This is a genomic window from Exiguobacterium sp. s129, assembly GCF_018617585.1.
In the GTDB taxonomy this organism is placed as follows: Bacteria; Bacillota; Bacilli; order Exiguobacteriales; family Exiguobacteriaceae; genus Exiguobacterium; species Exiguobacterium aestuarii_A.
On sequence record NZ_JACSKL010000001.1, the window covers coordinates 192586 to 213853 of the forward strand.

General features: G+C 46.1%; 20 protein-coding genes. 9 read left to right on the forward strand and 11 right to left on the reverse strand.

The window, feature by feature from the left end; translation table 11 throughout:
- Positions 1-27 precede the first annotated feature (27 nt).
- Positions 28-1560: a methyl-accepting chemotaxis protein gene (locus KNO92_RS00855; RefSeq protein WP_214759753.1), complete on the forward strand. Its 1533-nt coding sequence runs from the start codon at positions 28-30 to the stop codon at positions 1558-1560.
- Between the two features lie 38 nt (positions 1561-1598).
- Here KNO92_RS00855 and KNO92_RS00860 read toward each other — a convergent pair whose 3' ends face one another.
- On the reverse strand, positions 1599-2456 hold the full coding sequence (locus KNO92_RS00860) for an SDR family oxidoreductase (protein WP_214694415.1): 858 nt from the start codon (positions 2454-2456) through the stop codon (positions 1599-1601).
- Between the two features lie 160 nt (positions 2457-2616).
- On the opposite strand from KNO92_RS00860, the gene KNO92_RS00865 reads away from it, so the two are divergent.
- Together KNO92_RS00865 and KNO92_RS00870 are read left to right on the forward strand one after the other, a co-directional pair.
- Entirely contained in the window at positions 2617-3534 is a 918-nt protein-coding gene (locus KNO92_RS00865) for a TerC family protein (protein WP_214694417.1), read from the forward strand.
- An 87-nt stretch (positions 3535-3621) separates the two neighbouring features.
- Positions 3622-3783, forward strand: a complete 162-nt coding sequence (locus tag KNO92_RS00870) for a hypothetical protein (protein WP_214694419.1) — start codon at positions 3622-3624, stop codon at positions 3781-3783.
- A 46-nt stretch (positions 3784-3829) separates the two neighbouring features.
- Here KNO92_RS00870 and KNO92_RS00875 read toward each other — a convergent pair whose 3' ends face one another.
- Both KNO92_RS00875 and KNO92_RS00880 read right to left on the reverse strand, forming a co-directional pair.
- Positions 3830-4546 (reverse strand): peptidoglycan DD-metalloendopeptidase family protein, encoded by a 717-nt coding sequence (locus KNO92_RS00875; protein ID WP_214694420.1) that lies wholly within the window; start codon positions 4544-4546, stop codon positions 3830-3832.
- 194 nt (positions 4547-4740) lie between these two features.
- Positions 4741-5217, reverse strand: a complete 477-nt coding sequence (locus KNO92_RS00880; protein ID WP_214694422.1) for a DUF305 domain-containing protein — start codon at positions 5215-5217, stop codon at positions 4741-4743.
- 199 nt (positions 5218-5416) lie between these two features.
- On the opposite strand from KNO92_RS00880, the gene KNO92_RS00885 reads away from it, so the two are divergent.
- Positions 5417-6559 carry a sensor histidine kinase gene (locus KNO92_RS00885; protein WP_214694424.1) on the forward strand — a complete coding sequence of 381 codons (1143 nt, stop codon included), beginning with the start codon at positions 5417-5419 and terminating at the stop codon, positions 6557-6559.
- Between the two features lie 88 nt (positions 6560-6647).
- Positions 6648-6791 carry a hypothetical protein gene (locus tag KNO92_RS00890; RefSeq protein ID WP_026825140.1) on the forward strand — a complete coding sequence of 48 codons (144 nt, stop codon included), beginning with the start codon at positions 6648-6650 and terminating at the stop codon, positions 6789-6791.
- A gap of 7 nt (positions 6792-6798) precedes the next feature.
- Here the strand turns inward: KNO92_RS00890 and KNO92_RS00895 are convergent, their stop codons facing one another.
- The 5 genes from KNO92_RS00895 to KNO92_RS00915 all read right to left on the reverse strand — a co-directional run bounded on the left by KNO92_RS00895 (position 6799) and on the right by KNO92_RS00915 (position 12270).
- A complete protein-coding gene (locus KNO92_RS00895; protein ID WP_214694426.1) occupies positions 6799-8409 on the reverse strand; it encodes an alpha-glucosidase in 1611 nt (536 codons plus the stop codon).
- A gap of 54 nt (positions 8410-8463) precedes the next feature.
- Complete coding sequence (gene pgmB / locus KNO92_RS00900) at positions 8464-9114, reverse strand: beta-phosphoglucomutase (RefSeq protein WP_214694428.1); 651 nt, start codon at positions 9112-9114, stop codon at positions 8464-8466.
- A gap of 11 nt (positions 9115-9125) precedes the next feature.
- Positions 9126-9950, reverse strand: coding sequence for a carbohydrate ABC transporter permease (locus KNO92_RS00905; RefSeq protein WP_214694430.1), 825 nt, complete (start codon positions 9948-9950; stop codon positions 9126-9128).
- A 12-nt stretch (positions 9951-9962) separates the two neighbouring features.
- Positions 9963-10928 carry a carbohydrate ABC transporter permease gene (locus KNO92_RS00910; protein WP_214694432.1) on the reverse strand — a complete coding sequence of 322 codons (966 nt, stop codon included), beginning with the start codon at positions 10926-10928 and terminating at the stop codon, positions 9963-9965.
- A gap of 64 nt (positions 10929-10992) precedes the next feature.
- Positions 10993-12270 (reverse strand): ABC transporter substrate-binding protein, encoded by a 1278-nt coding sequence (locus tag KNO92_RS00915; protein WP_214759754.1) that lies wholly within the window; start codon positions 12268-12270, stop codon positions 10993-10995.
- Between the two features lie 227 nt (positions 12271-12497).
- Here KNO92_RS00915 and KNO92_RS00920 point away from each other — a divergent pair, with 227 nt between their 5' ends.
- A complete protein-coding gene (locus tag KNO92_RS00920) occupies positions 12498-13514 on the forward strand; it encodes a LacI family DNA-binding transcriptional regulator (RefSeq protein WP_214694436.1) in 1017 nt (338 codons plus the stop codon).
- Here the strand turns inward: KNO92_RS00920 and KNO92_RS00925 are convergent, their stop codons facing one another.
- Positions 13515-14228 (reverse strand): DUF1189 domain-containing protein, encoded by a 714-nt coding sequence (locus KNO92_RS00925; protein ID WP_214694443.1) that lies wholly within the window; start codon positions 14226-14228, stop codon positions 13515-13517.
- A gap of 153 nt (positions 14229-14381) precedes the next feature.
- Between KNO92_RS00925 and KNO92_RS00930 the strand changes: the two genes are divergently transcribed.
- From KNO92_RS00930 to KNO92_RS00940, 3 genes are all read left to right on the forward strand, one after another.
- Positions 14382-16739, forward strand: coding sequence for a glycoside hydrolase family 65 protein (locus tag KNO92_RS00930; RefSeq protein WP_214759757.1), 2358 nt, complete (start codon positions 14382-14384; stop codon positions 16737-16739).
- Complete coding sequence (locus KNO92_RS00935) at positions 16736-18031, forward strand: glycoside hydrolase family 32 protein (protein ID WP_214694447.1); 1296 nt, start codon at positions 16736-16738, stop codon at positions 18029-18031. Before KNO92_RS00930 ends, KNO92_RS00935 begins: the two co-directional genes overlap by 4 nt.
- 120 nt (positions 18032-18151) lie before the next feature.
- A complete protein-coding gene (locus KNO92_RS00940) occupies positions 18152-19237 on the forward strand; it encodes a GGDEF domain-containing protein (RefSeq protein ID WP_214759758.1) in 1086 nt (361 codons plus the stop codon).
- A gap of 41 nt (positions 19238-19278) precedes the next feature.
- Here the strand turns inward: KNO92_RS00940 and KNO92_RS00945 are convergent, their stop codons facing one another.
- Both KNO92_RS00945 and KNO92_RS00950 read right to left on the reverse strand, forming a co-directional pair.
- Positions 19279-19953, reverse strand: coding sequence for a glycerophosphodiester phosphodiesterase (locus KNO92_RS00945; RefSeq protein ID WP_214759760.1), 675 nt, complete (start codon positions 19951-19953; stop codon positions 19279-19281).
- Position 19954: 1 nt separating this feature from the next.
- On the reverse strand, positions 19955-21262 hold the full coding sequence (locus KNO92_RS00950) for an ABC transporter substrate-binding protein (RefSeq protein WP_214759761.1): 1308 nt from the start codon (positions 21260-21262) through the stop codon (positions 19955-19957).
- Positions 21263-21268 lie beyond the last annotated feature (6 nt).

The following is a 21268-nucleotide window of genomic DNA, read 5'->3' on the forward strand; positions in this document are numbered from 1 at the left end:
TGAATACGAGAATGTGAGGAAAGAAACATGAGTTTGATGAAAAGAAATCAGTTGATGTTGTTGACGACGTTATTGATTGTATTGACGTCGGTTGTCGTCCATTTGCTTCACCGTTTTACGGAATTTGCCTACACGTATACGATTTTACGAAACGGCGCGGATGGCTATGTGTACTCGAGTGTGACATGGGTGCTCTTCGCACTCCCACTCGTCTTCCTCGGGATGATGCTCGTCAGCCTGAAGCGAGAAAGCAAGATGTTCCCGTATTGGATGATGCTGACACTCACCTTCGCGAGTATCTCGACGGTCGCAGGTGGACAAGGACTCGTTGAGTATCACTTCTCCATCTTTGTCGTTTTGGCCATCCTGTCGTTCATGCGTCGCATCGACTTGATTTTGTACAGTACCGGCATCTTTGCGGTACAGCATTTAGCAGGGTATTTTTTATTCCCTGCGCTCATTTGTGGAACGAGCGATTATCCGTTCAGCTTATTGCTCGTCCACGCCGTGTACTTGATTTTGCTCAGTGCCGTACTCGTCGCCCAGATCCATTTCCGCAACAAGGAGACGGAACGTGTCGAGGCGCACGAACAGGAGACACGACAGTTATTGCGACAAGCGATTCAAGACGTCAGTTCCCTCGTTCAGTCCTTGAATAGTCATGCGGAGGAACTCGAATCGGCTGCGAATCAGTCGCTCGAATCTGGGGAACAAATCGCCATCACAGTCGACCCGATTGTCGCGCACGCTTCGTCTCAACAAGCTTCGATGGTACAAGGTGCGGATGAGATTCAATCGATCCGTTCGCTGACCGCACTCATCCAAGAACGAATGGCGCAGACGGCAGCGGCTTCGTCCCGTATCGCCAAAGACGCTCTCTCCGGGAATACGGATATGCGTCTCATGGAAGAAAAAGTGCATGAAATCATCACGGAATCCGAGCAACTTGAGCAAATTGTCGCAACGATGACGAATCGTTCGTCTGAAATCCAGGGCATCTTGCAGCAAGTCGGCTCGATCAGTGAACAGACGAATATGCTCGCCTTGAACGCATCGATTGAAGCGGCCCGTGCCGGAGAGGCCGGTCGCGGATTCGCCGTCGTCGCCTCTGAAGTCGGGAAGCTTGCCGTTCAGTCCCGAGAATACGCATCGGAAATGACACGCGTCCTCGGTGGATTGATGGAAGATACGACGGTCGTCTCGAAGTCGGCTCACCTCTTCAAACAAGCGACTGAAAACTGCCAAACGGTCACAAACGACGTGACGGCTGTCTTCGGTCGTCTCACGGAAGACGTATCGGAAATCGATGCACAAATCGCCTCGATCCAAGAGACGCGACAACTCGTGACGACGCAGATGGAGACGCTCGAGACACGCCTCGAATCGACGAAACATGCTTCAAGTGAACTGCAACAACAGATTCACCACGTGGCCGCCGCAACAGAAGAACAGGTCGCCGTCCAAAAAGAACTCAGTTCCATGTCGGACCGTCTCGCCGTCACGGCGAACGCACTCGAAGATGTGACGACTCAACTCGAAGATCACGCATCACGCGCCTAACACAAATGCCCCCGACCGGTTGGTCGGGGGCATGCTTTTTATCGATCAAGCAATTGACGAATTCCTTCAACGAGCGGTGTGACCGGACGTCCGAGAACCGGTTCAAAGTCGCTCTCATGAATCTCGAGCGTTCCTTGACGGATGCTACGCTGAATGCCAGCGAGAAGTGCGACCACGTCATCAGGCATCCCTGCCCCGCGCATCGTCTCTTCATATGCCTCGAGATTCAGCTCTTGCATCATGACGTCACGTCCTAATACCTCACTGAGTGCATCGACTAGATCTTTTTGCGTATGGAGCGGTCCTGACAATTCATATACCGCACTCTCTTGCTGTTCTTTCAACAGGACGTTCGCCGCTGCTTCCGCATAGTCTTGTTGAAGCGCCCAGCCGACTTTTCCGTCCCGAGCCGCCGTGATCCACGGTGCCCCGTCAACGACTGCCTGCATGCTCGGTAATTCGTTCTCTAAGTACCAGTTGTTCCGCAAAAACGCATATGGAATTCCCGATTCCACAATCGCTTCTTCTGTGACGACGTGTGGAGGTGCCATCAAGTTCTCACTGTCTGTCGCATCGGCGAGACTCGTGTAGGCGATGAAGGAGACCCCAGCCCGTTTTGCCGCCTCGACCGCGTTCGTATGTTGACGAATCCGCGTGTCGTTATCGCCATCTGCCGAGATGATCAACAGACGCTCGACACCTTTAAACGCTTCATCGAGTGTGTCCGGCTGATCGAAATCTCCATGACGTACATCAACCCCACGTTCTTTCAGCGATGCTGCTTTCTCTGGATTGCGCACGCTAACCGCGAGCTCACTCGCATCGATGGATTTGAGTAACTCCTCTACAATTTTCGACCCTAATTTACCGGTTGCCCCGGTGACTAAATACTTCATACGGTCATCCCCTTTCTCATGCTTCAGACCATATTCCCGTTCTGTTCACGCAATTAACGTAACGGCACATGCCAACAAAAATAACATTTGACTTTAAGTTCATATGAACCTATATTAACAATATAGAAGTTCACTCGAACTCAAAAAGGAGGAATTGTTGTTGACCCTACTCATCGGGTTTTTACTCATCATCATCTTCATGCTCGCACTTGACCTCGGGGTGTTCCACCGCAAGGCACACGAAGTCTCGCTCCGCGAGGCGTGGACATGGACGTTTGTCTGGATCGGGATTGCCCTCGTGTTCGGGGGCTGGTTGTTCTACACGCAAGGTAGTACGGCGGCAACGGAATATGCGAGCGTGTACTTCATCGAGAAGGCACTCGCCATCGATAACGTCTTCGTCTTCTCACTTGTCTTTGCCTACTTCGCCATCCCGCTCAAGTATCAGCACAAAGTGTTGTTCTGGGGGATTCTCGGAGCCATTTTCTTCCGCGCTGTCTTCATCGTCGCTGGTGTATCACTGTTAGAAAACTTCGGTTGGGTGTATTACGTGTTCGGAGCGTTCCTCGTCTATACAGGTTGGATGATGTACAAGAACATCGGGAAAGACGAGTCGCTTGAAGAGAATAAGACGATTCGTTGGCTTGAGCGACGCCTTCCGATCACGCAAGACATTTCATCTGGGAAGTTCACGAAACGGATCAACGGGAAGTTGTTCTTCACACCGCTCTTCATCGCGCTCATCTTTATCGAATTGTCGGATATTGTCTTCGCCGTCGACTCGGTCGCCGCGAGCTTTGCGTATTCGCGTGACCCGTATATTATCTTCTATGCCAACATCATGGCGATTCTCGGACTCCGTAGTCTCTACTTCGTCCTTGCCAACTTGATCGATCGTTTCTACTATTTGAAACACGGTCTCAGTTTCATGCTCGTCTTTATCGGGGCGAAAATGATCTTTGGCGATGTATACAAGATGCCGATTTGGATGTCGCTCGGGACGATTGTTCTCGTCATCTTGATTAGCGTGCTCTATAGTTTCTACAAAACGAAACCTAGTTCGTCCAAACACGTATAATGAATCAATCGGTCCATTTCGTCGGTGTTCTTTCTTTGAAAATCGGGTAATCATTGAGGTGCACAACTACAGAAAAGGGGATTCATTATGTTTGATCGGATTGGCCTCATGAGTATCGGTCTCGTCTTCGGGATCATCCTCATGTTACTCTTCAATACCTTATTCGGATTGGTGTTCGGTGTCGTCCTTGGTGTCAGCCTCATCGCTGCAAACCAACTCGGACGAAACAAACGAACAACGATCCACTAACCAAAAAGCACGCGCTCCCATTGATTGGGGAGCGCGTGCTTTTGCGTTAAAACATCGTATACGGATTGATACTATTTGCTGGCGATGAACTGCTATACACATAGCTGTTCCGATGTACTTCGAAATGGAGATGGTTTCCGAACGAGTTGCCAGTATTTCCGACAGCTCCGATCGTAGCTCCTTTTGTGACCGTCTGTCCTTTGACGACATTGAGGCGGTCGAGGTGTGCGTACACCGTGATGTATGTTTGCCCGTTCAACTGATGGGTCATCATGATGTGATTCCCGTACGCCCCGTAATTCCGGGCGACGATGACTTGTCCAGACGCGGCAGCAATGACCGGTGTCCCTCTCGGTGCCGCCAAGTCGATGCCGTTATGGAACGTGTAACCGTATTGCCCGCTCGCCGGACCATATTTTTGCGTCAATGTCCCCTTTGTCGGGATGACCATCTTCGCTGTCGACGTCGTCGAGAGTGTCGTCACACTATACTTTTTCACATATGTACTCGATACGTAACGAGCTGTGCCGTTGAAGTTGATTTTCGTCCATCCCCCACTCACGCCGAGATATTTAAACGATTGACCCAACTTGGCGCTGCCGACGATCGCATACGTCGTACTCGGGCCCGAACGGACGTTTAAACTGTTGGTCGTGACTTTGACATAATACGTGGTCGCCGCTTCAGCAGGCGTACCGGCTGGGGTGAAGATTCCGATGGTGAGCAAGACGGCACAGAGGAGGGAGAGCATCTTTCGTTTCATGTTATGGTAAATCCTTTCAATTATGTATTTAAATTTTTAATTTTTATATTATCTTGATGAAAAAATTTTACCACCAAAACGAACCGACAAATATGTCATTTATATTTCAAATAAAGGAAAACAAATTCTAACTTACTTCCCTCATTTTTCCTAAATGCAAAAAACATACACAGCCACTCGGCTGTGTATGTCTGTTACTCTTGATTCTCTTCTGCGTTCTCTTCTTCATCCTCTAAATCTTTAATCAATTGCTTCATCTCTTCGATTTCACGGCGTTGCGCTTTGATGATCTCTTCCGACAGCTCTTTGACGCGCGGGTCTTCAATTTCGGCGCGCTCACTCGTCAAGATCGCGATCGAGTGGTGCGGGATCATCGCCTTCATCCAACTAACGTCATCGACCGTCGTCTGACTACGCACGAGCCAGAGCGAGGCACTGAAGACGAGGGCACTGACCCCTAGGATGATAAAGTTAAGAGTTTTATTCTTATACATTCCCCACATGAAGAGAAGCATGACGAATGCCATGACCGATCCCATGATGAGTGCCATATACAACCTGGTTTGACTAAAGAAAATATGATTGATTTGAAAGACGTTCAAATACATGAGCCAATACATAATGAATGTAGAGACTGCGATCATGATTCCAAATTTACCGTACGATTTCATCTCGTTCACCCTTTCTCGTTATGCATGTAGAAATACTATCCTACTTTCTATCCGATAAAACATTCTCCAAATCCCCGACTAATTTCCGTCCCAATTTCAGTCCGTTTCTGATAGGACTATTGCCCGTATATGGATTCCTTCTCGAATGTCGTATACTTGTTGTGAATGAATGTACAAATGTTTGCGAGGAGGTATGTCAATGCGCCGATTCCATAGGGTTAGGCAGAAACGCTCCGCTCGTCAAAAACAGGAACGCCATACGTTCTCCATCGCTTCCGTCGTGGAAGAAGTGCAGGATGCGATGTGTTATATCGATTTCTCGAAACACCGTCTCTATACGAATCATCTCCTTCATCACTGGTGCCCTTCGATGACGACTCAATCGTTCGCCTCGATGGAAGCATTGACTCGCTTTCTCTATACGACGTTCGAAGAACATGGTGCCGACATGGCGCAAGTCACCCATTTGATTCAAGAACTGCTTGAGTGCGAGACAGAGAAATGGCCAAGCATGACGTCACGACGTATTCAATTCGATGACCGGACGCTGCACCTGATCTTCAATTTCACCCGGACACCCCGGGGCGTCTTCATCATGTGGCGTGACCAAACGGAAGCCGTTCGCTTCGAAGAACGAAAAGATACATTTCTTGCTGAGTTGTCTCATGACTTCCGTACCCCTTTGACCGCAATCCATGGCTATACCGAATTGTTGATGGCGCGACATGAAGGTTCGGAGAAGTCTTATCACATGTTGGAACAAGTGAAACAAGAATCGGAACGGCTCGAGCGCCTCGTCGATAATTTTTTGGACTACCAAAAAGAAAGCTATACGGCCGAACAATTGACCGTGACGACATTCGCGCTTCGCCCCCTATTAGCGGACGTCATGGCGAGTTATCAAACGACTTCGCCACTTCATACAGTGACGTTTGAGACAAATGACGTCTGGATTCAAGCAGACGAAGAAAAGTTACGGCAATTGCTCCATAACTTGATCGGCAATGCCATCAAATATTCTCCCGATGGTGGGACCGTCCATACACAAGTCGAGGAATGTGACGGTACGGTGGTGTTGTCTGTATCTGATACTGGCATCGGCATTCCAGAAGATGCACTTCCGTATGTATTTGATGAATACTATCGTGTCGACTCCCTCGCTCATCAATCCATCAAAGGTACGGGGCTTGGTCTACGGATTTGCAAACGAATCGCTGAAGCCCACGGTTGGGGTATCCATGCAGACTCCACATACGGAGAGGGTACGACGTTCACGATTGAGCTTCATACCCGGCACACATGCCCCTTGCCACGAACATTCTTTACAATCACGTCCGACTGATTCGTTCAATCGGACGTTTTTTCATTTCGTGATGTAACACGATTCAATTTTGGGAATAGAGAAGTGACGAAGAGAGGAGGAAATGAAGATGAAACAACGAGGATACTTATCCATCCCGGTCGCTGTCGTGTTCGCCGTCGTTTTTGGTCTCACGCTCGATAACTGGTGGCTCGGGATTGGTATCGGCATCGCCATGTTTTTTGCGTTTCGAGGCACGAAGAAAAAAGCGTGAAGACCACCTATTTGATGGTCTTCTTATAGATTCTTGCTTCATACGGTCGCAACTGATTGGTCTCATTGTCTAGATTTTGTAAGACGAGATTATAACATGCTGTCGATACGGGTATAGGGTGAGAATCATCCGAATGATTGAGAATGATCAAAAATTGTTCTTCTCTCAGAGAACGCTCATATACATGCAACGTTTCATCATTTGGAAGCAAGTCTTTAAACTCACCATACACAAGTGCTTCATTTGATTTCCTTAATTGAATCAAACGTTGATAGTAACGAAACACTGAATCTTCCCGTTGCAAGTCCATTTCTACATTCAACTCAACGTAATTTTTATTTACACTCATCCAAGGTACCCCTTGTGTAAATCCAGCTTCTTTTTTGTTATTCCACTGCATTGGCGTCCGCGAGTTATCTCGACTTAATAGTTGCAAGCTGGTCAATACGTCATTTTCATTCCGTCCTTTATTCACTTCTTCTGCATACCGGTTTTTCATCGCTATATCTTGATAATCTTCAATCGAATCAAACGTGACACCAGTCATTCCTATTTCTTCACCTTGATAAATATAAGGTATTCCGGGCAATGTATGCGTCAAGGTTGCCAATAGCTTTGCCGATGCAACACGATGTTCCCCATCATTCCCATATCGAGTAACCTGACGCGTGTGGTCGTGATTGTTTAAAAATTGTGAGTTCCAGCCTTTCCCTTTCAACCCTTCATACCAATCGCGCTGAATTTCTTTGAAGCGAAGCATATCCCAAGTCGGCATCTCATCGGCGATTTGGAAATGAAACAACGTATTTAGCTCATGACGTTCCTCGTCTACATAGAGTGCGCCTTCTTTCGGTGTTACGAACGGTATCTCACCGACCGTCATGCAATCGTAGTGCCGCAGTACCTCCTCATGCATTTCTTGAAGGTACTCATGAATCCCGGGATTATTAGCTAAGTAACTCAAATTATATGGATCTTCGACATCAGATAAGTCTTTTCTCTTTGCGAGAAGATTGATGACATCCATTCGAAATCCGTCAATACCTTTATCGAGCCAAAACCGCATCATCTTATAGATTTCATGACGCAATTCTTCATTCTCCCAATTGAGGTCGGGTTGTTCGACGGCGAATGAATGGTAATAATACTGACCGCTGTGCTTATCCCATTCCCAACAAGACGGCTCAAAATATGATCGCCAATTGTTTGGCGCTTTTCCTTGCACTGGATCATGCCAAATATAGTAATCTCGCTTTGGTGAGTCTTTGCCCTTCTTTGATTCCAAGAACCACTGATGTTGATTCGAAGTATGGTTAACGACAAGATCCAGAATGATTTTCAGACCGAGTGCGTGTGCCTCTGTCAACAAACGTTCAAAATCCGCCATCGTTCCTGCTCGATCCATGACACCATAATAGTCGGCAATGTCATATCCATTGTCCTTATCCGGTGACACATAGAACGGATTGAGCCAGACAACATCCGCCCCAAGTTCTTTAATGTACGGTAACTTTTGACGCACACCTTCTAAATCACCATATCCATCTCCGTCTGTATCGAAAAAGCTTCGCCAATACACTTGATATACGACGGCCTCTTTCCACCAAGTCTGTTTCATTCAAACTCCCCCTCGTTAAAAATGCCTCGAGTGCAAACACTCGAGGTTTCATTTTTAAATTCGAACTAATAGCTTCTCTAGTGTGAGTTGCGTTGTGTCTTCGAAGACAACATCTGCCTCAGTCAAGACATGTGGGTCGCCAATTCCGACGGCAAACATACCTGCCTCATGGATGGCCGTGATTCCTGCAACTGCATCCTCAATACCGACACATTCTTTCGGATCGACTCGTAGCGCTTCAGCAGCTTTAAGAAATACTTCAGGATGTGGTTTTGAATGTATCACAGTTGCCGCATCAACAATATGGTCGAACGCTTCAAGCAATCCAAGTTGGCTCGTCACCATCTGAGCATTCTTCGATGCTGACGCCATTCCGATTTTGTAACCTGCTTCTTTTAGCTCTTTCAAGAACATTTCAATGCCTGGCAAGATATCTGCAGCCGTAATTTTTGAAATAAGTGATACATAGTGTTCATTCTTCTTTGTCGCAAGCAGCTCCTTCTCTTCAGCAGAAAAGTCATTCTCACGGCCGCCAAGTCGTAAGATTCGTTCCAATGATTCAGTTCGACTCACACCTTTGAGTGTCTCATTGAATGCTCGATCAAACGGAATCCCCAAATCTTCTCCGAGCTCTTTCCATGCTAAGTAATGATATTCGGCACTGTCGGTGATGACACCGTCTAGATCAAAAATAAAAGCTTTCATTTTCATTCTCCTTATTTATCTCCACCAATTCGTAAACCTTGCATGAAGTACTTATTCAGCATGATGTACAAAATGATGATTGGAATGATACTGACGACAGAAGCCGCCATGATGTAGTTCCACTGCGTGGCATTCTGACTTTGAAATGACTGAAGCCCGAGCGTAAGCGTATACTTTTCGGGTGATGTGATGTAAAGGAGCGGTTTTAAGAACTCGTTCCAGAACCCGAGGAACACGAAGACGGCCTGCGTTGCAACCGATGCACGCGCCATTGGGAAGACAATACGCCAAAACGTTTGGAATCGATTTAGTCCGTCTACTTGTGCAGCTTCTTCTACTTCGCGTGGGAAGTTGATAAAGAACTGTCTCATCAAGAAGATGTAGGAGAAGTTGATGGCTCCGGGAATGATCAACGCAGAGTATGTGTCGAGAATTCCAAGCGAACGCATGATCAAGTAGTTCGGAATGAGCAAGATTTGTCCCGGTACCATCATGACAGCCAAGATCAACAGGAATAAATAGTTACGTCCCGGAAACCGAAGACGTGCAAGCGAATAACCAGCCATTGTGTTAAAAATGACGTTCACAATGGTTCCTAGTGTTGCAATTAAAAAGGAGTTCATAATCCAACGTGGAAAAAGCGGATCTTCCGTAAAGATATGTTCAAAGTTTGCGAGCGTTGGATTCTCTGGCCAAAGTGTAAGCCCCCCAGCTACAATCTCGCTATACGGTTTGAACGATGCGAGCACTGCCCATAGGAATGGATACAGTGTGACGAGCGCGTAAGAGACGAGGATGACATACATGACAATACGCGGCCATTTTTTCTTTTTCATATCCATTCCTCCTTAATAGTTCGATTCTTCTTTATTCAACTTACGAGCAATCATCGAAACCGTGAAGATGATGATTGTCAAAATAATTGCCAGTGCTGACGCATATCCCATCGTTCCAATGGTCTTAAACGCATACTGATAAATGATGAGCGAGAATGTAAGTGTGGCGTTGTTCGGCCCACCGGTTCCACCTGAGATGATATATGCTTGGTCAAATAATTGGAAACAACCGATGATGCCCATCAACAGGACATAGTTCGTTACAGGAGTAAGGTTGGGAACTGTAATTTTCATCAGTTTTTGCCACGCATTTGCCCCATCAAGTGAAGCCGCCTCGTAAAGCGAAGACGGGATATCTTGTAGCCCTGCTAAATAGATTGTCATGAAGAATGGGACAGTAGACCAAATATTCATGACCATTATGGTCGTGAGGGCAAAATCGGTCTCGTTGATGAAGTTGATTGGTGCATCTAACAATCCCAAACTGACGAGAACATTGTTGATTGGTCCATTTAAACTGAACAAAAACATGAAAATCATGGTGAGTGCTGAACTTGAAGTAAGCGTCGGCAAGAAATAAATAGTCCGGAATGTATTTTGAAAACGAATCCCGGAATTTAAGACAGCCGCCATGAGAAGTGCAATTGCCGTTTGAATCGGTACAACAAAAAGAGCATAACGGAACGTATTTTTTAAAGCCGTCCAGACCCGATCATCGTTCCATGCGTTGATGTAATTTTCAAAGCCAACCCATTGGAAATCGATGCCGCCGAACAAATTCACGCGTGTAAATGATAAGAAAAGTGAATACGCAATCGGAAGCAACGTGAACGTCACTAAAATGATGATTGTCGGCAGCATAAATGTCATGCCTTGTACAGCTTCACGGCGATCACGTTCACTACCTTTCTTTTTTTTAGGTGGTGGTGCCTGTGACGCTGCATCCGTACGCCGGTTGATTTCGAGCTGTGTGCCCATATAATCGATCCTTCCTTCCCGAACAAAACGAGGCCCGCGCGATTACGCGAGCCCAATTGTTTCTTTATTTCAATTGCGTCTCGATATCTTTATTCGCAGTTTCTTCTGCTTTTTTCATCGCTTCTTCGAGTGTCATATCACCTTTCAAAGCAGCAGGTAACAAGTTGTTGTATTCACGAGCAATAATTGAAAGAGAATCGCCTTTTTGCCAAGGTGTCGCATAAGCTCCAGCCGCAACGAACGGTGCTTTCAATTCATCATCTTGAAGATTAAGTTCTTCGGCGATTGATTTGAGCGACGGGAGAACACCAGCTCCTTCAGACCAAATCTTCATCCCGTCTTTCGAAGTCGCGTAATTGATAAATTCCCAACCTGCCGCTTTTTCTTCCGAATCGCTATTGAGCGAATAAGAGACTGTGAACATCATCGAACCACTGTTGCCGTCAATTGTAGGAACTTCTTTCGTCCCCATTTCAACGTTCGGGAAGTTTTGTTCGATATGCGAGATTGCCCAGTTACCTTCAATCATGATTGCCGCTTTTTCAGCTCCAAATGAATCGCCTGCCCATCCTTGCCCTAAATCAGCAGGTCGTTGAACAAGTTTATCTTGATAGGCATCCACAAGTGGTTGCAATGCTTCAATTTGATCCTGTTGTGACAATACCGCCATTCCATTTTCATCAACGATATCCGTTCCACCTGATTGTAGGACGAACATATGACGCGCGAGTTCAGATGTGGTAATTGCTGGTGTCACACCAGATGGGAGCTTTTCTTGTAACTCTCCTAAAAATTCAGGAAGCTGCCCCATCTCTGTCGGGATATCATCTGCTGTGAAACCAGCATCTTCAATCAACTTTTTGTTGTAGTAAAGTCCGAGAGTGGAATAATCTTTTGGAAGACCGAATAATTGATCGTCAGATTTAAAAGCATTAATGGCTGGTTCATAAAAGTCGCCTAAATCTTTTTCTGCTTGTTCGATATATTGATCAAGTGGTTCGAGTACACCTTGTTTAGAAAGTTCAGGTGCTAAAAAAGCATCTACATAAAACACATCTGGTGCCGTTCCGCCGACGAGGTCAGTTTGGAGCTGTGTTTGATAATCATTGTAGACTTTCTTTTTAACTTTGATTCCAGTCTCTTCAGTGAAAGCTGCTAACAATTCATCGAATGCTTTTACTTCAGCATCTGTTCCTTTCCATGTCCCTACCGTGATTTCTTTACCTTCAAGTTCAGATGAATCTGAAGCGACTTGCGCCTCCTCTTCACCACCACAAGCTGCAGTAAAGACAAGTCCTGATAGCATAACAATCGATAATGGCTTAGATACTTTTTTATTCATCAATCATTTCCTCCTTAAGTGTAATGTCGACCAAATTAAAGTAACCGCTTTCAACTCACAACTAGATTTTATACCCGAAACGTTTCGGAAATCAAGAACTTTTTTAAAACCCTTAAAAAATGCTTTCAATTCAAGGTTTACAAGATATTCATATACAGACTAAACTAGATGTACCTATAAATTTTACTTAATTTACTCACAACGTTTTCATAAAGGAGTATTGTATGATGGCCACATTAAAAGACGTTTCTAAAGCATCCGGTTTTTCCATCACTACTGTATCTCGAGCCTTAAACGGCTACGATGATGTAAACAAAGAGACACGGGACAAGATTTTAAATGTCGCTAAAGAACTTGGTTATAGCCCGAACATTTTGGCACGCAGTTTGGTCAAAAAGCAATCCAAGACAATCGGCTTTCTCGTCACTGATTTAAAACGCGAGAGTATTAAAGATAACTTTATGTTCGAGACTTTATGCGGTGTATCAGATGAATTGTCTGACCTTGATTACGAGTTCGTTCTTTTATCGACTACGACCTCAAAGCAAAAAAATAAAACGTACAGTCAAATGTGCGCAGAACGTCAACTAGACGGGGTTGTTATTCAAGGACTAAAACGAGACGACCCCTACTTACTCGAGGCAATCGAAAGCACAGTACCTTGCGTACTGGTCGACATTCCTGTCGAAGGGATCAATACAGGTTATGTGACCTCAAATCAGCTCGAGAGCGCTAAACAAGCCGTTCGTTATCTCATCCGACTCGGACACCGACATATTGCATTTATGAACGGCGCACCACACGCCTATGTTTCGACTGTACGATATGATGCCTATCGACAAGTGCTACACGATCACGAAATCGACTTCCAAGAAGAATATGTGTTAAACGGAGATTTTGAAGAACTCGCCTCAAAAGATGCAGCACTTCCTTTTTTGTTGAATCACCCTGAAGTGACAGCGTTTTTCTGTGCATCCGATGTCATGGCACTTGGCGTTCTCCAGGCAACGAGAGAACTCGGCTTAAACGTTCCAGAAGATCTATCAATCATCGGATTTGACAATATCTTATTGTCTCAGTACGTATCCCCACCGTTAACCACTGTTGGACAACAACCTTATGAAATGGGGCGAAAAGCCGCATCGATGATTGTCAATATTGTAGAAGGTCAGGATGTGCCCCATGAAGCTTTCGTCAATAATCAGTTAATCCTGCGAGAATCGGTCACAAAAAATCGGCGATGATTAGTCATCGCCGATTTTTCGTATCGTCATAAATGCAAAGATACCGACAGTCGCCCAATATAAAACAGAGAGCATAGACACATTGATTGGCAATAATTCAATAACTGAACGCACAATCAAAGGTGCTGTGATGCCATAAGCTGTAATGGTCCATGCCTCTTTATAACGAATCGGTACAAAGCGTCGAAACCCGAGACCTGCTAGAGCCAGAAGGGAAATTAACAGAAAATGCAAAACCAAATCAAACATAGTAGCCCCGTACACGTAAATGGGATAGAACCAGTTCAATTCTTTTAATAAAACGTCTAAATCACGTTCTGCCACGTCTGACCGTCCCACAAAATCAAGCAACGTCTGATAACTTTCCAAATCTGTCTCGACTCCGCTTCGCTTGAATGCCCAACCAGATTCCATAAGGACTAGCGTTTGGCGTGCATCCGTTTTCTGTTCCTCTCCCACCATTACAGACAAATCGAGAACAGGAACATCAAACGTAAAAGACTGCTCATACCGAAGACCATCCTCCGTTATCTGAAATGAAGGCAAGTTTTCCTCAACCACCTCAGGTTGTCCCATCCATTTCACTCCATATACGAGTGCATTGGCGAATAGGACAGCAATCGCTACATAAAAAATTGATTTCCAAATCGATTGTGATCTCCACGTTTTCACTTTCTCGAATTGAAAGCCTAAACTAGCAATCATTTGTTCCATGTTAGTCCTCTTTTCTAAAACGTTTCTGCCACCATTTAATCACGTTCTTCAAACAATTGAAAGAAAATATAGTAAAATCGCTATTGAATATCCGAAACGTTTCGGATAGAATGGTGACGAATCAAGAAAGCGCTTTATCATACAGGAGGTTATATGGTGATGAATACATTGATGAACTATACGACTGGCAGAGAAGATTTACAGCATTGGCTCGTATCTGAAGACGGGTTTCGCCCGGAATGGCTCGGGAAAGGTGAATCGGTATTTTCTCTCGGAAATGGATACATGGGGTTACGTTCTGTCACAGAAGAACATTATGCGAATGAAACACGCAACTTGTTCGTGGCCGGGACATTCAATAAGTTCGCTGAGAATGAAGTGACCGAACTTCCGAATGCAGCAGACCTTTTATGGATGGAGTTCAAATTAGACGGTGTACGTTTTGATTTGACACAGGGAAATATCCTTTCTTATCGCCGTACGCTTAATTTGAAAGAAGCTGAACTCGTACGTAACATCACATGGCAAAGTCCGAATGGAAATGTTTACGACCTTACTTTTCGACGCTTCGTCTCAATGGATAACCTGCACGTAATTGCTCAACGAGTGACCATAACGCCGAAACAAAACAGTGTTCTCTCACTTACTTCAGGTATTAATGGACAAACGACAAACAGTGGTGTCCAGCACTTCTTAGAAGGGAACAAACGACTTTATAACGGACGTTTTATGCAACAGATCCAAACGACGACTGAATCTGGCATCGATTTTGTCTTCCATAGCGTCCATCGTTTTTACCGACGTGAATCAATGAATCCGACATCCATTATCAAAATGGATCGCCGTCAAATTTTCTTTGACTATTCGGATATTGAGATTCCAGCGAATGAAGTATTTACGATTGAAAAATACTCGACCGTCTTCACTTCTCGTGATCACGAAGTGACAGTCGATTCGACAGAAGAACTCGCAGATCTTGCGTTGGATATCACACGTAAAATCGAATCGGAAGGGTATGATTACTTGCTCGACAGACACGTTCAAGCATGGGATGAGCTTGTTTGGTCACGAACGCCAATCACTATAAAATCAAAAGATATGTTCGACCAGCTAGCAATCCGATTTGCTCAATACCATCTTGCAGTCATGACACCGAAGCATGATAATCGGATGAACATTGGAGCAAAAGGTTTGTCCGGCGAAGGGTATAAAGGACATACATTCTGGGATACGGAAATCTTTATCCTGCCCTACTACACGTATACGAATCCAACAATCGCTCGCAGCTTGCTCGAGTATCGTTATCTCTCGCTACCCGGGGCACATCGGAAAGCGAAAGAGAATGGATACGATGGCGCAATGTTCCCGTGGGAATCAGCATGGCTTGATGACGGTGAAGTTACACCAATCTGGGGTGCTGCAGACATTGTCACAGGTGAGGCAACAAAAATTTGGTCTGGTTTTATCGAGCAACACATTACCTCGGATGTCGCTTTTGCAGCTTGGCAATATTACCATGTCACGGGTGACCAAGAATTTATGGACAATTACGGATATGAGCTTTTAATTGACACCGCAAAATTCTGGGCGAGTCGCCTTGAGTGGAATGAAACATACGACCGTTATGAAATCAATCAAGTCGTCGGACCAGATGAATATAAAGAACACGTCAACAATAACGCATTCACGAATTATACAGCTCACTGGAACATTCAAAAAGCGATTGAGTATGTAGAATTGTTACGTATTGAAAAACCGAACCTGTTCCAACAATTGAACGAAAAGCTTGATTTGGAAACGGCCGAAACACGATTCCGCCATGTTCTTGACTTGATTTACTTGCCTCGAGTGCGCGAAGACGGAGTCTTGCCACAAGATGATACGTATTTGCAAAAACAAATCATCGATTTGAGCAAATACAAAAATCAAGAAAACGTTGGCTCCATGTTCTATGACTATAATCTAGAACAAGTCAACGAGATTCAAGTATCAAAACAAGCAGACGTGATGATTTTGATGTATTTGCTTGAAGATTTATTCTCAGCAGATGTCAAACGAGCAAACTGGGAATACTATGAACCGAAGACATTACACGACTCATCGCTCTCTCTCTCAACTCATAGTGTCCTTGCATCTGATCTCGGTAACCGCGAACTTGCCTACAGTTTATTCCGTCGGGCCTCTGAAATCGATCTGGGACCAAACATGAAAACGTCTGATGCAGGTATTCATGCGGCTTCACTTGGTGGAATTTGGCAAGCTGTCGTAAACGGTTTTGGCGGTGTACGTATGACCAGTGGAAACTTACGAATTTCTCCAATGTTGCCGGAAGCTTGGGATGAACTCACTTTCTCAATCAATTGGAAAGGTGAAACACTCGACATTTATGCATCACATGACAAAGTTGTGCTTACACGTCGTGCACCTTCAACTGAGCCACTCACTGTCGAAATTTATGGCGAAAAACAGACTATTACGGACACATTTACAAGTGAAGTGTTATCCGTATGACGTATCGTCCTATCTACCATTTCGCGCCACCTTTTGGTTGGATGAACGATCCTAATGGTCTTTGCCAGTTCAACGGTGTCTACCATCTGTTTTATCAGTATCATCCGTTTGGCGTAAATTGGGATGATATGCATTGGGGGCATGCCACCTCAACAGATTTAATCCGTTGGGAACATAAGCCGATTGCTCTACGTCCAGGAGATGATTACGATCGAGACGGTATTTTTTCAGGTAGTGCGTTAATCAAAGGCAATATGCTTCATTTGTATTACACAGGCAACACGTGGTTAGATGAAAAGCGTGAAACGTTGCGTCAAGTTCAATGTCTTGCCACATCAATAGATGGATTATCGTTTCAAAAAAGTGTACACAATCCGCTCATATCGGAAATTCCCGAACATGGAAATGCCCATGTTCGGGATCCCAAAGTGTGGGCTGACAACGATAAATTCTATATGATTCTTGGTACACGTGATGAACTGAATGGAAAAGTTGTGCTCTACGAATCAGATGATGCCCTTCACTGGAGAGAACAAGGCATCATGGCAGAGGGAACTGGGGAGCATGGATGGATGTGGGAATGTCCCGATCTTTTTACTCTGAATGGTCATGATGTATTGTTACTCTCTCCACAAGGAATGGAACCAACAGGAGATCGTTATCACAACCTACATCAATGCGGTTATTTCATAGGTAAGTTCGATGTAACTACGACACAGTTCACACATGGTTCGTTCTCCGAGTTAGATTATGGTCATGACTTTTACGCTGCCCAAACCTTTCTCGATGATCAAGGTAGACGAATTTTGATTGCTTGGAACGCGATGTGGGAACAAGATTGGCCGGAGCAACGAGAAGGCTGGACGAACCAGATGACCATACCACGTGAATTAAGCATAAGGAATAATCGACTCTGGATGACTCCGATTGAAGAAATGAAATGGTTACGTCAATGTTCCTTCCCTCTCGAATCATCTTTTTTCTCAGGAAAAGCGTTTGAGCTTGAGTTTGACGTGCAAGGCGCATTTCAATTCAGTTGCTTCCAAGGTACCGCTACACTTTCCGTCGCTAAAGGCTACATCCAACTCGTTCGAAACAAAACAGAACGAAGAATTCAGGCTAACTGTGAACGAGTTCGTCTATTCATCGATTCTTCTTCTATCGAAATTTTTGTAAATGATGGTGAGTATGTCTTTTCTAGTCGTATCTATCCAGTCAATCACACATTACAACATCACCTTACTGGCAACATTTCAAATATCATGTACCATTCCTTTGAGTCAGGAGAATGAAGCAGGTCCGAAATCAATTCGGATTTGCTTTTTTTTGCATATTACGAAGCATTTTATAATTGACATTATTTTGGAGACTGCTACGGTTAACGTATAGTCTATCGAAAAGGTCGTGAAGGAATGACGCTCACCGTCTTGTTATTGAACGCCTGTGTTGCGTTTACCGGGTTTTATATCATCTCGAAGATTTATCATTCTACGCTCTTCCATTCACAATTTTTCCGTAGCTTTATCATCGGTCTATTGGCCGGTGCGCTCGGTCTTTTTTTGATGTACAACGCCGTCGAGGCCAACGATACGGTACGTGTGGATTTACGTCACTTACCGCTCGTCCTACTCGCGTTTTACGGTGCTCGGGCACCCTTGTTTATTGCGACACTCGTCATTGCGAGCACGCGTTTCTTGTTCGGGATGACAGAACAAGCTTTCATCGCCTTTATCGCGACGTTCATCGTCAGTATCGGGATGCTCTGGATTCATCGTTTGCTTCGTGAGCGACTCTTTTTACAAAGCATCTTTCTAAACGTGTGGGCGCTATTCATTATTTCGCTCGCCGTTTATATCAATATGGGTTGGAACGCGGCATACGTATCCCTCGTCTTGACCATTTGGATGGTCGGCATGCTCGTCGGTCTCCTCTCGAGTACACTTACCATCGACTTAGAGAAGACGACTCGACGCGCACTCGAATATAAACAATCTTCCGAACGGGACCACTTGACGGGACTGTTCAACCGTCGCGTCTGGGACCGCTACACCGCCTCGCTCGGTGAGGACGATCGCACGTACAACGTCCTTGCGCTCGATATCGATCACTTCAAGCATGTGAACGATACATACGGTCACGGAAACGGTGACCTCGTCTTGCAACAGTTCGCCGACATTCTAAAAGTAGAGACACGCGCACACGACACCGTCGCCCGAATCGGCGGCGAAGAGTTTGTCATCTTGATGTACGATTTGACACCAGAGAAAGTGGATAAAGTGGCCAACCGGATTCGGGAACGCGTTGCCACTGAAACGTTCTACTTGAACGATTTCCCACCGATTCAAATCACGACGTCTGTCGGGGTCGCCCACGGTACCGCCCTTCCTATCAAACGGATGGTCGACCTCGCGGATTCGGCACTCTATCAAGCAAAAAGTGAAGGACGCAACCAAGTCGTCGTCTCAACATATGCGTCACCAGAACCGATCATGACATGAACGAACCCCGCTCCTTCAAAAGGAGCGGGGTTTTTGTCTGCTTATTTTGCGAACCGTTCGACTTCATCCGTCATGATGGCTGCCACCGGCATCAAAGGCAAATCTTTCACGTCGTTGATGGTGTAAAGACGGGTCTCGAGCGGTGTCCGTCGCATCTCTTCCCACGCTTTTGAGCCGATAAACTCGGTCTGTGCGTGGATTGCCTCGGCTCGAATCGTTTCAGCGAACGAGACGGTGTCCGACTCTCCCGTGAGCGTCAACACGGCAAGGCGTGCGTGCGGTGCCACATCCCGCATTCGGACGAGCGTCTCCCGATTGAACGAGGAGAAGACGACGCGCCCAGTCATGTGAAACTCGTCAACGGCGAGCCAGGCGAGTCGTTCGATGCCTGGATACGCGTATTGGTCCGTCTTCAATTCAACGTTCAACGTGACGTCACTCCGTTCGATCAAGCCGAGCACTTCTTCTAGTGTCGGGATGCGTTCGTACCCGTCAATCTTCAATTGACGTAGCTCCTGGAGTGTCATGTCTTTTACCCACCCGGTTCCATCTGTCGTCCGATCGACTGTCTCGTCATGGATGACGACAAGTCGACCGTCTTTTGACAGTTGCACGTCGAGCTCGATCCCGTCCACATATGGGAGGGCCGCTTCGAACGCCGACAACGTATTTTCCGGGTAATTAGCGCTATACCCGCGATGTGCGTAAATCAACATCTCACTGCCCCAAGGTGGAAGTCGTCTCTTCGGCCGCACGCTTCAATGCGTCTTCGACCGACACGCCTTGATACAAGCTTTCCATCGCATTGACGACGCTCTGACGCGATTGAGGGAACGTCGAGATGAGCGCACCTTGTGTCGCTGGTGATGGCTTCGTTTCGCTGAGCTGGTCGACCGTCACTTTGAGCTGTGGATATTTCACCCACATCTCTTCGACGACCGGTTCGTTGTATGCGTCAGGATTAATCGCGAAGTAACCTGTGTCGACATGCCACTGCGCTTGTGCTTCCGTTGAAGACACATACTTCATGAACTCCCAAGCGCCTTCTTTCGTTTCTTCGGCGATGCCGTCACCCATCCAGAGTGATGCGCCACCGATGACGACGCCTTGACGGTCTGCTTCGTTCGGCACTGGCAAGTATGAGGCACCGATTTCAAAGTCTGCGCTGTCCGCAACGGTACGGATACCGGCTGACGAGTCGAGATACATGGCGACTTTACCCGATTGGAACGACGCACGCATATCATCCCAGTTTTGACCGACGTTTAGGAACGTCTTCTCGTCGTACATCTCTTTGATCAAGTTGAACGCATTCTGTCCTTCTTCGCCATCGAACACGGCCTTCGTCGGATCTCCACTGCGCCCGTTATCGTTATCGACGTAAAGTCCACCTTGCGCGGCGACAAGCTGTTCAAAGAACCAGCCATAGTTGAGCATCGTGAAGCCGGTCTGGTCGTCCGTCGTCAACTTCTTCGCTGCTGCTTTCAACTCGTCATACGTGCGCGGCGCCTTCTCCGGGTCGAGCCCTGCTTCTTTAAATGCATCTTTATTGTAGATGAGGACAGGTGTCGAAGAGTTGAACGGCATCGAGTATTGCTTACCGTCCACTTGGTAATAGCTCAAGATGTTCTCTTCCCACACGCTTGTGTCAAAGTCCTCTTTGTCGATGAACTCTTGTACCGGTGTGATCTTATTCGAGTCGATCATGTATTTCGTCCCGACCTCGAACGTCTGCATGATGGCCGGCGCGTCTTCCGAACCGGCGACGGCATTGAACTTCGTCAGCGCCTCTTCGTACGTTCCTTGGAAGATCGGTTTCACTTCATAGTCGTCTTGCGACGCGTTGAATGCATCGACCTGCGTATTGAGCGCTGTTTCCAAGTCCCCGCTCATGGCGTGCCAAAAGACGACTTCTGTCTTCCTGTCTTCTGTCGTCGCCGCGACAGGTGCCGCTTCTTCACTGCCACATGCCCCGAGTAATAGCACTGAACTTGCCAACCCTGCGAATAATCCAAACTTTTTCATTTTGTC